Source organism: Deltaproteobacteria bacterium, from assembly GCA_020845895.1.
GTDB lineage: Bacteria > Lernaellota > Lernaellaia > JACKCT01 > JACKCT01 > JADLEX01.
Map to the genome: position 1 here is coordinate 1 of JADLEX010000169.1, position 12,815 is coordinate 12,815.

General features: G+C 64.1%; 10 protein-coding genes. 8 read left to right on the forward strand and 2 right to left on the reverse strand.

Annotation, left to right across the window (positions count from 1 at the left end):
* Positions 1-264: 264 nt before the first annotated feature.
* The 5 genes from IT350_21165 to IT350_21185 all read left to right on the forward strand — a co-directional run bounded on the left by IT350_21165 (position 265) and on the right by IT350_21185 (position 6,001).
* Positions 265-1,458: a hypothetical protein gene (locus tag IT350_21165; GenBank protein ID MCC6160571.1), complete on the forward strand. Its 1,194-nt coding sequence runs from the start codon at positions 265-267 to the stop codon at positions 1,456-1,458.
* A gap of 148 nt (positions 1,459-1,606) precedes the next feature.
* On the forward strand, positions 1,607-2,785 hold the full coding sequence (locus tag IT350_21170) for an acetyl-CoA C-acetyltransferase (GenBank protein MCC6160572.1): 1,179 nt from the start codon (positions 1,607-1,609) through the stop codon (positions 2,783-2,785).
* Between the two features lie 21 nt (positions 2,786-2,806).
* Positions 2,807-3,589: an enoyl-CoA hydratase/isomerase family protein gene (locus IT350_21175; protein ID MCC6160573.1), complete on the forward strand. Its 783-nt coding sequence runs from the start codon at positions 2,807-2,809 to the stop codon at positions 3,587-3,589.
* 105 nt (positions 3,590-3,694) lie between these two features.
* A complete protein-coding gene (locus IT350_21180) occupies positions 3,695-4,840 on the forward strand; it encodes an acyl-CoA dehydrogenase (protein MCC6160574.1) in 1,146 nt (381 codons plus the stop codon).
* Between the two features lie 15 nt (positions 4,841-4,855).
* Positions 4,856-6,001: an acyl-CoA dehydrogenase family protein gene (locus tag IT350_21185; GenBank protein MCC6160575.1), complete on the forward strand. Its 1,146-nt coding sequence runs from the start codon at positions 4,856-4,858 to the stop codon at positions 5,999-6,001.
* A 144-nt stretch (positions 6,002-6,145) separates the two neighbouring features.
* Here IT350_21185 and IT350_21190 read toward each other — a convergent pair whose 3' ends face one another.
* Entirely contained in the window at positions 6,146-7,435 is a 1,290-nt protein-coding gene (locus IT350_21190) for a GMC family oxidoreductase (protein MCC6160576.1), read from the reverse strand.
* A gap of 152 nt (positions 7,436-7,587) precedes the next feature.
* Here IT350_21190 and IT350_21195 point away from each other — a divergent pair, with 152 nt between their 5' ends.
* From IT350_21195 to IT350_21205, 3 genes are all read left to right on the forward strand, one after another.
* On the forward strand, positions 7,588-8,955 hold the full coding sequence (locus IT350_21195; protein ID MCC6160577.1) for a DUF1624 domain-containing protein: 1,368 nt from the start codon (positions 7,588-7,590) through the stop codon (positions 8,953-8,955).
* On the forward strand, positions 8,952-10,205 hold the full coding sequence (locus IT350_21200; protein ID MCC6160578.1) for a DUF1624 domain-containing protein: 1,254 nt from the start codon (positions 8,952-8,954) through the stop codon (positions 10,203-10,205). The genes IT350_21195 and IT350_21200 overlap by 4 nt, the downstream gene beginning before the upstream one ends.
* A gap of 78 nt (positions 10,206-10,283) precedes the next feature.
* Complete coding sequence (locus tag IT350_21205) at positions 10,284-11,888, forward strand: DUF2029 domain-containing protein (protein ID MCC6160579.1); 1,605 nt, start codon at positions 10,284-10,286, stop codon at positions 11,886-11,888.
* 47 nt (positions 11,889-11,935) lie between these two features.
* On the opposite strand, the gene IT350_21210 is transcribed toward IT350_21205, so the two are convergent.
* Positions 11,936-12,577, reverse strand: coding sequence for a hypothetical protein (locus IT350_21210; protein ID MCC6160580.1), 642 nt, complete (start codon positions 12,575-12,577; stop codon positions 11,936-11,938).
* Positions 12,578-12,815: the final 238 nt, after the last annotated feature.

Here is a 12,815-nt window from a genome sequence, read left to right on the forward strand (position 1 = left end):
CCCCTGCGGGAAAATTCGTATTATGGCGTCTTTGTTACGCGCAATCTGAAACCGAAAGGCGCGGAGTGTTTTCGCGCTTCCGACGCGATGGTGGATCTTGCGGGATCATACTATCGTTATAGATTCGATGACTGCAAAAGTTCTGCCACAAACTCTGACTGCAAATCCGGCGATTCCTCCGATGACCATGACGAACTTCTCTATGCGCTGGACGGGGTTGGGGTTGGCTCCGAATCCGTTCTTGCCGTCGCCGTATTCAAAACATTGTCCGCCACGAACGGCCTCAACGCCGCGCGCAAGGTGCTCGATGGCCTCGCGGCCAGCGAGCCGGCCGAGTGGAGCAACTGGGATGTCGTCGAGATCGACTTCGACCCGGTGGATCACTACGCCTTCGCCGACGTGAAGACGCCGATTTTTCAGGACGACGCGGGGCTGTGGCGGTTCGACGACGCGGGACGCCCCATCGTGCAGTCGTGGGAACAGGTGCAGTCGCTCATTTCGCTGCCGACCGATCCGTCGAAGCAGCCGTATCCCGTCATCGTGTACGGCCACGGCCTCGGCGACACCAAGGAATCGCTGTCCGACCTCGACCTTGCCACGTCCATGGCCGACGCGGGTTTCGCGCTCATGGGCATCGACGCCGTGTGCCACGGACCGCGCGGGCCGATTCCCTCGCTGCCGCCGATGGCACTGCTGTGCTACTTCGACTTCTTCAACCCGCTGCGTTTCCGCGACAACATCCGCCAGACGATTTCGGACTACATGTGGTTCACGCGCGCGATCGAAGGGCTGCGCGACGTGGACATGATCCCGCCGGGCGGCGACGGCATCCCCGATTTCGACGTCGATCACCGTTACTACTTGTCGATCTCGATGGGGTCGATTCATGGCGGCATCCTCGCGGGGCTCGAGGAGAACATCGAAGCGTTCGCGTTCTCCGCGGCGGGCGCGAAGTTCACCGGCGTCGCGTTCGAGGGACCGTATTTGGAGGAACTGCTCGTGATCGCGCGGATGATCGACGAGCAGATGCCGGAGCTTGGCCTCGAGGACAAGCTGTGGATTTACGCAGGGCTCATGCAGAACGTGCTCGACGCGGCGGACCCGGCGAACTTTTTGCCGCACGTCATTGACGATCCGTTGCCCGGGCTCGAAGGCCGCGAGACGCAGGTTCTGCAGCAGGGATTTTCCGAGGACTACGTGATCGGCGGGATGTCGGGCGCGTACTTCGCGCGCGCGGCGGGCTGGCCGCAGTTCAATCCGTACGTGTGGGACGTGGGGGTCGAGCACGCCGATCTGCCGTCCACCGGTTCGGGCTTCTACCAGTACGACACCGAAGAGCACTTCAACCTGTGGCTGACGACGCCGCTGGGCACCGCCGTGCGCGATCAGATCTTCCACTTCCTGCGCACGAAATACGAAACGGGCACGGGAGAGATCATCGATCCGCTGGCGCGATGAGCGCCCGGCGCACCTCCGGAATGAATCGTGATTCATTTCGCCCTTGACGGTCGCGGCGCGGCCCGACTAGGATGACTTTGGGCGCGCGCCCGGCGCGCGTCCGCCATTCCGTCCAAAAAACCCAACGAATTTCCATGGGAGATTTTCCATGAGCACGGAAGTCTGGATCGTCGGCGCCGCGCGCACGCCGGTAGGAAGCTTCAACGGGGCGCTCTCGACCGTCCCCGCCGCCAAACTCGGCGCGATCGCCATCAAAGCCGCGCTCGAGCGCGCGGGCGTCGCGCCCGAGCAGGTGGACGAAGTCATCATGGGGTGCGTGCTGCCGGCGGCGCAGGGGCAGGCGCCGGCCCGTCAGGCGACGATTCACGCGGGGCTGCCCGCATCCGTCGGCGCACTGACCGTGAACAAGGTCTGCGGATCGGGACTCAAGGCCGTTGGGCTCGCGGCGCAGGCGATCCTCGCGGGCGACGCCAAAATCGTCGTTGCGGGCGGCATGGAAAACATGAGCCTCGCCCCGCACGCGCTTCCCGGCAGCCGCTCGGGCATCCGCATGGGCCCGGGCACGCTCGTCGACACGATGGTGCATGACGGTCTGTGGGACGCTTACAACAACTGTCACATGGGCAATTTCGCCGACAAGACGGCGACGGTGAAAAACATCACCCGCGAGGAACTCGACAAGTTCACGGTCGAGAGCTACGAGCGCGCGCTGGCCGCGCAAAAGGCCGGCAAGTTCGCGGCCGAGATCGTGCCGGTCGTTATCGAGGGCAAGAAGGGCCCGACGACGATCGACACCGACGAAGAGCCCGGAAAGGTTCTTTTCGACAAGATTCCGTCGCTCAAACCCGCGTTCAACAAGGACGGCGTGGTGACGGCGGCCAACGCCTCGTCGATCAACGACGGCGCGGCGGCGGTGGTGGTGGCCGACGCCGAAACGGCGAAGGCGATGGGGCTGAAACCCCTCGCGCGCATCGTCTGTCAGGCGACCGCCGCCAAGGAACCGCAGTGGTTCACCCTCGCGCCGATCGACGCGATCAAGAACGCACTCGCCAAGGCGAAGCTCTCCGTCGCGGATATCGACCTGTGGGAAATCAACCAGGCGTTTTCCGTCGTTTCGATCGCGACGTTCAGGGAACTCGGCCTCGACGGCGCGAAGGTGGATGTGAACGGCGGCGCGGTCGCCATCGGTCACCCGATCGGCGCTTCGGGCGCGCGAATTCTGAACACGCTGCTTTACGCGATGGAAGACCGGAAGGCGCGGTACGGACTCGCGACGCTGTGCATCGGCGGCGGCGAGGCGTTCGCCATGATTTTCGAAAGAATTTAAACGACACCGGGAGGAGGCACCATGGCGTTCGAGACGATTCTGTATGAGGTGGAGGGAGCGGTCGGGATTGTCACCATCAACCGGCCCGAAAAACTCAACGCGCTGAATTCGCACGTGCTCGATGAGCTCGGCGAAGTCTTCTCGATCATCGCGGGCGACGCGGCGGTGAAGGCCGTCGTCATCACCGGCGCGGGCGAAAAGGCGTTCGTCGCCGGGGCTGACATCTCCGAGATGGTCGATTACGGCCCGGCGCAGGCCGCCGCGTTCGCGGCCAAGGGTCAAGCCGTGTTTTCGTCGATCGAAACGAGCACCAAACCGGTCGTCGCGGCGGTCAACGGCTTCGCCCTGGGCGGTGGCACCGAACTCGCCCTCGCGTGTGATTTCATCTACGCCTCGGAAAAGGCGAAATTCGGGCTGCCGGAAATCACCCTGGGCATCCTGCCGGCTTTCGGCGGGACGCAGCGTCTGTCGCGACTTTGCGGCAAGGCGATGGGCAAGGAACTGGTTCTCACCGGCGACATGATCGATGCGGCCGAGGCCCTGCGCATCGGGCTCGCCAACAAGGTCTTCGCGCCCGACCAGTTGCTGGCCGAGGCGAAAAAGACGGCGGCCAAGATCGCGGGCAAGGGCGCGGTGGCGGTGCGTCTCGCCAAGGAGTGCATCGAGGTGGGCCTTAGCGTGGACCTCGCGACCGGCTGCGTGCTCGAGCGCCAGGCCTTCGCCGTGCTCGCCGCGACGCACGACAAAAAAGAGGGCATGTCGGCGTTTCTCGAAAAACGCAAACCGGCCTTCAAGGACTGCTGAATTCGCGAATGTCGCGCGGGGCGGCGTGCGTCGCCCCCGCGTTTTCCCGCCGCGCGCGGGGTATTCTCAATTCGTTTCCCGGTCTGATTTGACGGAGAGATCGCCATGCATTTCGATTTGACCGACGAACAACGGGCGCTGCGCGACATGGTGCGCGATTTCGCGCGCAATGAACTGAAACCCATCGCCGCCGAGATCGACGAGCACCACAAGTTCCCCACCGACATCGTGAAGAAGATGGGCGAGCTCGGGTTGATGGGCGTCGCATTCCCCGACGAATACGGCGGCGCGGGCATGGACTACGTCTCGTATTCCATCGCCATCGAGGAGCTGTCGTGGGCGTGCGCCAGCACGGGCGTGATCTGCTCGGCGCACAGCTCGCTCGCCACCGACCCCATCTACAAATGGGGCAACGAAGAGCAAAAGAAAAAATACATTCCCAAGATGGCGAGCGGTGAGTGGATCGGCTGCTTCGCGCTCTCCGAGCCGCAGGCCGGGTCCGACGCGAGCCAGCAGGCGACGGTTGCCGTGCAAAAGGGCGACAAGTGGATTCTGAACGGCACCAAGAACTTCATCACGAACGGCCGCGAGGCCGAGATCGCGATCGTCTTCGCGCAGACCGACAAAGAGAAACGCCACAAGGGCATCACGGCATTCATTGTCGAAAAGAACAACTTCCCCGGCATCAGCGTCGGCAAGGTCGAGGACAAGCTGGGTATTCGCGGCAGCAGCACCACGCAGCTCATTCTCGAGGACTGCGAAATCCCCGACGCGAACCGCCTCGGCGACGTGGGCGTGGGTTTCCGCGTGGCCATGTCGACGCTCGACGGCGGGCGCATCGGCATCGCGTCGCAGGCGCTGGGCATTGCGGCGCGGGCGCTCGACGAGTCGGTCGCGTACTCGAAGGAGCGACACGCCTTCGGCAAGCCCATCGCCGACCTTCAGGCGATCCAGTGGAAAATCGCCGACATGGCGACGGAGATCGACGCGGCGCGGCTGCTCACGTGGCGCGCGGCGTGGATGAAGGACGGCAAGATGAACTTCTCGCGCCAGGCCGCGATGGCGAAACTCTTCGCCTCCGAAGCCGCGATGCGCGCGACGACGCAGGGCATCCAGATTCACGGCGGCTACGGCTACTGCCGCGACTACCCGATGGAGCGCCTGTTCCGCGACGCGAAGATCACGGAGATTTACGAGGGCACGAGCGAGATTCAGCGTCTCGTCATCGCGTCCAGCGTCATCCGGGAGTAGGACGGGGCGAACGCCATGGACCTGCGTCTTTCGACCGAACAGCAGATGATCGTCGACGCGGTGCGCGACTTCGCGCAGGGGCGCCTTGCTCCGCGCGCCGCCGAGGTCGATGCCACGGGCGTGTTTCCGCTCGACGCGATCCGCGAGTGCGCGGCGCTGGGCCTTTGCGCGATGAACGTGCCCGAGGACGCGGGCGGAACCGGCGTGGGTCCGGTCGCCGCCGCGCTGGCAATTCAGGAGCTCGCCCGCGCCGACGCCTCCATCAGCGTCACGCAGTCCGTCACCAACATGGTCGCCGAGGCGATCTGGCGCTTCGGCAACCCCGACCAGTGGCGGCGATTCATCCCCATGGCCGCGGCGGGCGATTACCCCATCGGCGCGTTTGTGCTCACCGAGCCGGGCGCGGGGTCCGACGCGACGGCGCAAAAAACCACCGCAGTTCTCGACGGCGACGCCTACGTCATCAACGGGACGAAAAACTTCATCACGTCCGCCGCGTACGCGGGCGTCTTCATCGTCATGGCGCGCGCGGGCAAACAGGGTTCCAAAGGGATTTCCGCATTTCTGGTGGAGCGCGGCGCGCCGGGCATGCGCGTGGGCAAGGAAGAAGACAAGATGGGCCTGCGCGGCTCGAACACCGCGGAACTCGTCTTCGAAAACTGTCGCGTGCCGGTGGAGAATCGCCTCGGCGAAGAGGGCATCGGATTCAAGGTGGCGATGTCCGCGCTCGACGGCGGGCGCATCAACGTGGCGAGTCAGGCGCTGGGCATCGCGCGCGCGGCGCTGCGTGACGCGGTGGAATACGCGAAGACGCGCGAAGCATTCGGCAAGCCCATCGCCGAATTGCAGGCGATCCAGTGGAAGATCGCCGACATGGCGACGCAGCTCGACGCGGCGGAGATGCTCATCCTGCGCGCCGCGTGGCTCAAGCAGGAGAAGCGGCCGTACACGCGCGAGGCGTCGATGGCAAAGCTCTACTCGACCGAAGCCGCGAACCGCGCCGTGAAAGAGGCGCTGCAGGTCCTCGGCGGCTACGGCTACTGCCGCGACTATCCGCTCGAGCGCTACTTCCGCGACTGTAAGGTGACGACGATCTACGAGGGCACCAGCGAGATCCAGCGCCTCGTCATCGCGCGGCACACCCTGGCGATGATCGGGTAGCGATGAACGCCGACGGATTCCGTCCGCCCTTGTCATTCTGAGCGAAATAATTGTCATTCTGAGCGAAGCGAAGAATCTTCGTTGAAGGACAAAGATCCTTCGCTTCGCTCAGGATGACAGCGACGTTCAACTTGCTCGGCGTCCTCACAATAGCCGCGCCAAATACTTCCCGAGTCCGATGAGCGTGAGCACCGGCGGCAGCCCCCACGCCTCGGGGATCACCGAGCAGTCGCACACGTAGAGTCCGTCCACGCGCGTTTTCAGATTCGCATCCACGATCTCGCCGATCTTCGCCGTGCCGCCGGGGTGCGCGGCCAACACGCGCGTGCGGTAGATGTCGCGCGCGCCCGCGGCTTCCAAAATCCGTTTCGCGTTCGCGAATCCGTGCTCGAACTTGTCGCGATCCGCCGACGTCAGGCGCTTGCGCACGCCGCCGCAATCCGTCAGCCGCCCCGCGAGATCGTCCTTGATCTTGATCATGATCGACGCCGTGCGCCGCCGCGCGAACATCTGGCCGAAGCGAAACGCCTGCGCGGTCATGAAAACGTGCGTCGCGCGTTCGACCGGCATGTCGGTCATCATGTAGCCTTCGTTTTCCATCAGGAGCCCCGCCGACATGGGGATCTCGTTCGGCTGAATGTGCACGTCGCCGAGCGTGCCGCACACCGTGATGAGCGGATCGAAAAAGAAGTCGTAGCCCGCGCCGTGGAGTCCACTTTCACGTAGGATGAGCGGCGTGCCGATGCCGCCCGCCGCGACGATCACGAGCGGCGCGTACGCGGTGCGTTTCAGACCGTCGCGGGCGTACTCCACGCCGGTCGCGGTGCGGCGGTTTTCGACCACCACGCGCCGCACGTACGCGCGATCGACCAGCGTCGCGCCGCCGGCGACGGCCTCGTCCACGAACATCCGCGCGCTCCACTTCACGCCGTGCGGATCGCCATAGTAGCCGAAGGGAAATTCCGGCCGCCAACGATCCTGGTGCATGAGCTTGTCGAGGGGGTTCCACGCGAAGCCGAGTCCCCGCGCGGCGTCCATGATGCGCGTCGCCATCGGCGTCATCATGTCTTCGCGCAGCGGTCCGATCGGCAGTTCGCGCCGTGCCTCGGCCACGTCGTCCTCGATGTCCACGCCGTATCGACGCAGCATGTCGATCGGGGGAGTGAACGCGGTGCCGTAATAGAAAAGCGAACTGCCGCCGAGGGTGATCCCCCGGACCATGCCGACGAGCTGCGGCGTGACGAGCAGCCCGCGCCCCGGCCACAGCAGCTCGGTGACGTACTGCCATAGATTGCCGCGAATCGGCGCGGCGGACCCGCGCTCCAAAATCAGGACCCTGCGTCCTCGCTTCGTCAATTCGCGCGCGACGGTCGCCCCGCCGGGACCGGTCCCCACCACGATCGCATCGAAGGAAGCTGGAATGTTCGTGTTCATGGAGCACTCCCCCGCGCGAACCATGCGCCGCGACAGACGCATTATGGACCCATCGCCCGCGCACGGGAAACCGCTTTTCGCTCCGAATCCGGCTTGTCGATCGCGCGCCTTTCCCGTAAACCAAACGCACGAATTTGGGTGCGAGGGAGACGGTGGGCGAAGCCGAAAAAACGAAGAAACCGCCGCGTCGGCGCGAACTCGATCTGCTGCGCGGGGCGGCGCTGGTTGTCATGATCGTCGGCCACCCGATCCGCGCCGACATCCACCGCCCCGGCATGGATCTGTTCCGGCAGTTCATGAACTACTACGGCGAGCTGTTCTCCGCGTTTTTCATGTTCATGTCGGCCATCAACGTGACGAACTTCATCGCAGGGGCGAAGCGCGACGCGCGACTCGATCCCACAAAATTTTATCTGCGCAGTTCGATTGCGCTGTTCGCGATGGGCACGTCGTACAACCTGTGCGTCGGCACGCTTCCCGTCATCGACATCATCCAGGCGGTCGCGCTGGGCACGCTCTTCGTCTATTTGCTGCTCGCGTGGCGCGTGCCCACGTGGGGATTCGGGCTCGTCACGGCGGCGTTCTGGGGCTTCGGGCTCTATGCGATCAGTCCCGGACCAGTCACCGACGAGACCCTCGCCAGCCTCGCGCCCTTCGGATACCTCTTCAAGCTCTTCGGACCGATCCCGTGGTTCGGGTTTTTCACTTACGGCATCTTCGTCGATCGCATCCCGCGCGGGCGCTGGGAACTCGCCTCGCTGCCCGTGTTCCTCGCCATCTTCATCGCGGGCCATTTTCTGCCGATGCAGTCGGGCACCATGCCCGCCGTCGCCCTGCTCAAAGCCAACCTGCGCTATTTCTTCCTGACGGCGGGGCTCTTCCCGCTGCTGCACCTCGCCACGCGGCGCTGGTATCGCGGCGGCGATGAGGTCCGCGACCTGCTGGCCCGATTGAGCATCGGCGGTGAGGCGCTGCGTGAACGCGCCACGCGATTCGTCGCGCGCCTCGGTACCATGTTCGAGTTCTGGGGCGTCGAGAGCCTGATTTTCCTGATCTTCCACTGGGCGATCATCGACCTGCTCAAGCCGTGGATGATCGCGTGGACGGCGGCGGGGCACGAGACATTCGGCGTGTGGAGCGTCGGGCTCGCCACGCTCGTCATCATGGCGCGGCTCGTGGGCCCCATCGCGGCCAAACGCGACGCATGGCTGCGCGATCCCGGCTTCCCGCGCCGCGCGTGGCGCGTGTTCATCGCGTCGGCGGCGCTGTGGGTCGTCGTCTCGATGATGCTGCTGGGAGTAGCCGCCCGCGCGAAGGGCCTCGCGGTCGGCTTCGACGCGAGCAAGGGCCTTGCGGGCGTCGATCCGGCGCTCATGCGTCAGGGCGCGGCGGCGGTGGTGCTGCTCATCGTGCGCAAGGTGTGTTCGTACGGCATGGGCTTCACGTTCTGTTTCCTGTATCCGCACGTGCGCACGAAGATCCGCGACCGCTGTCGTCGCCCGGCCGAAGCCGCGGCATGAGCGACGCGAAGCCCGCCCGCCGCGTCGAGCTCGATTTTCTGCGCGGGCTCGCGCTCATCGTCATGGCGGTCGGCCACCCAATTCGCGCGAACATCTTCGAGGGACCGATCGACATCGACCTCGTGCGACTCATCATGAACCGCTACGGGGAACTCTTCTCGGGCCTCTTCATGTTCATTAGCGGCATCAACGTCAAAAACTTTCTCTCGAGCGCCGCGAAAAACCCTGACTTCGAAGCCACGGGTTTCTACGTCAAGAGCGCCGTCGCGCTCTTCGTGCTCGGCTGGACTTACAACCTGCAAGTGCAGACGGCCATGTTCATGGACATCATCCAGTGCATGGCGCTCGGCACGCTCGTCGCGTATCTGATGCTGCGTTTTCGCGTGCCGACCTGGGCGATGATCCTTTTCGTCGCCGCGCTGCTGGTCGCGGCGCTCGTCATCGTGGGGCCGGGGCCGGTCACGCACCAGACCATGCAGCGGGTGCGCCCGTACCGCTACTGGATCGCCATGTTCGGCCCGATTCCGTGGCTCGCGTACTACGTTTACGGCCTCGTCATCGACCGCGTGACGAGCGAGCGCGGCAAGGATGTGCTGCTGTACGGCGGCATCGCCGTCTTCGCGCTCGGCCATGCGCTTCCCGAGCTTCGCGGCACCGAGCCCGCCGTACACCTGCTCAAGGTCAATGCGCGGTTTGTCGTGATGTCGATCGGGCTCCTCCCCGCGGCACTCATCGCATGTGAGCGGTGGTATCGCGGGCGGTCGAAGATCGGAAAGGCGATCGAATATTGGGGCGTCGAGAGCCTGGTGTTTCTCGTATTTCACTGGATCTGGATCTTTTACCTGTTCTACCCGCAGCTTCGCGTCCAGAAAATCGCGGGCGAGGGTGCGGCGGTGTGGTTCACCGGTCTGCTGACGCTCGCGATCATGGCCACGACGGTGCGCCCCATCGCCGCGCTGCGCGATCGGTGGCTGCGTTCGCCGAACTTTGGACGCCGCGCGTGGGCCGTGCTTGTCGTCGCGATGCTCGGATGGGCGTTCGCCACCGCGCGCGTCGCGGGTTTGGCGGCAAAGCGTCACCTCGGGATGGCCGACCTCGCGCTGACCTCGCCGTCGCTCGATCCCATCTACGTCGCCTATGTCTTCCGCCAAAACTTCGCCTTTCTCGCCGCGGCCGCGTTCTGCTTCCTGTATCCGTGGTTGCGCGCTCGATTCCGCACTTCGTCGATGCGGACCGTCGCCCGAGCTTGATTCGGCATCCGTGATCGCGTTACGTTACCTTCGATGATTATTTTGATGTCGCGGCGAAATCCTTGGCGTGCGTGGTCGATGGCATTCGCGATCGCGTTTCTTCAGGCGTTCTTTGCCTATTTTCTTCGGCTCGTCATCTATGACGACGCGTACATCACGTATCGATACGCGCGAAACTGGGCCGATGGGCTCGGCCCGGTCTTCAACGCCGGCGATCGCGTCGAAGGGTGCACGACCTTTCTGCAGATGGCCGTGCTCGTGCCGTTCGAATGGCTGAACGTCGATCCGCGTTTCGCCTCTCTCGTAATCTCGATCGCGGCCCTGGCTCTCGTTTCGACGTGGTCCGCGGTCTGGATCGCGCGACGAACACCGGAGGCCGATGCAGCCGGCGTTTGGCCTCGTTTCGCTTTCTGGCTGACGCTCACGAATCCCGCGCTGATGTACTGGACGATCTCGGGCATGGAGACGATGTGGTTTGTCGCCGCGATCTTCGCCGCGACAATGACGGCCGCATGGGAGATGGAGGGCGATCGGGTTCCGTGGCGATCCGGATTGCTTGCCGCCATCGCGGCGCTGATCCGGCCCGACGGCGCGGTGGTCGTCGTCGCGCTGGCCGTCGCGTGGTCGTGGCTCGTTCCGAATCGGCGCCCTCGCGCATTCGTCATCGCGGCGCTCGGCGTCGCGGCCATCGGCGCGCTGACCGCATGGCGACTCTCCTATTACGGCGACCCCGTCCCCAATACGTTCTACGCCAAAGTCGGCGCATCCAATTTTCACCATTGGCTGCGCGGGTTGTGGTACGTCGTGCGCGCCGTCTTCTCGGCCGTCATCCCCGTGCCGCTCATCTGGCTCGCATGGCGGCGGAGCAAGGTCGGCGCGCGGTGGTCAAGATTCGAAAAACTGCTGCTCGTCGTCATCGTGGGACAGGTCGCGCAGACCATCTGGACCGGCGGCGACTACATGGGCTTCTACCGTTTTCTCGCACCGGTGTGGCCGCTCGCGCTCATGCTTCTGTGGAGCCTCGCGACGACGCCGCACGCGCAGGGCGTCCGCACGCCGTCGTCGTATTGGCGGCTTCAGGTCCCCGCGCGCAAATGGGTGGTGCTCGTGGCCGGGTTGCAGATTCTCAACATCTTCATCGACATGAACGGCCTGAAAGTGATGATCGGCCAGGGACTGACGCGTCAGTGGGAAGCGCAGGCGCGCGTGATGCGCCGGATCATTCCGACCGGAACCCTGGTGGCCGACACGGCGATCGGCGCGAGCGGCTACCTGACCAATCTGCCGATGATCGACATGATGGGTTTGACCGACCGGACGATCGCGCGCACGAAAATGCCCATGGGCCGCCGCTACCCCGGCCACGAGAAATTCAACTCGACGTACGTCCTGTCGCGAAAGCCCGCGTTCATTCTGATCTGCACGAAACTGAGTCCGGCTCCGATGCCGAAGTGTCCCTACGACGAAGACGGATTCGCCTCGATGCCGGCGCGTACCGACATGATGAAGACGTCGGATTTTCAGCGGGATTACGTTTATGCGAACTACGCCGCCCGGGATACGTACATCGGCATCTACATGCGGCGCGAACTCCTCGGAACGTCGGGATTCGAGAACTGGTTCGTCGCCGATCCCCATGATCCGGCCGGATCGCCGCCGCCATCCCAGCCCGTAGCGAAATGACGAAACCCGCCGACGAATCGGCGGGCTTCGTGATTCTCAGGATTCGTTCAGAGTCCGTTCACGAACATCTCGCTCGCGACAAACTCGTCAGCCGTAGCGGGATCGAAATCGGCGACGTCGATCATGTCCACCATTTCCGCCGTCGGCTCGAACTCGTTCTCCCATGCGAGCACCTCGTCGTCGCGCGTGGCCGAAAAGTATCCGGTCATGTTGTAGGCGGGAATTCCGGCGAGCGCGATCGTCAGCGTCACGCTGCCGCTGTAAGTATCCATGAGCCAGTCGGCGTCGGTATCCGCGCCGTGCCCGTCGAGCGAGAAAAACGCGCAGACGGCCGTGTCGCATCCCCCGCTCAGGTAGGAAATCTGTCCGTATTCGTTCAGCGCGCCCGACAGATCCACGTGCGCGGGTTCCAGGCTGAAGTAGGGCTCCAACTCGTCCGGCAAGTCCACGCACCCGAAGTCGAACGTGAACGCGCCCCATGCGCTCCACAAATACGGGTAGAGCTGCCCCGTTTGCGCGCCGATCGTCGCCGACATGTCGCATTGCGGACCGGCGCCGCCGTCGCCCCACGTGCCGGAGTACGTGCCGTTCGCGTTGAAGGGCGGGCTCTTGGGGACGCACCCCGTCACCGTGAGCATGAGGGCCAGAGCCAGCACCAGACTCAGATTCACCGTCACCGTCCTCGTCATGAAACGCTCCATTGCGTGTGGAAATGGTTGACCCATTCGTGAGACGCAAAAAGAAAAAGCAAAGTGCGTGCCGGTCGATGGAGCCCGGAAATTGAAGCCTAAGTCATTGAAAATATGAGGAATGTTCGCTTAAAGCGCATTCGCCGACAGGACTACATGGAAACTTAGAGGAAACAATAGTTTCCATGCGCGGTTTCCGATTTGCGAGAAATTTCGACCGAAGGTTCCAAAATCCGAG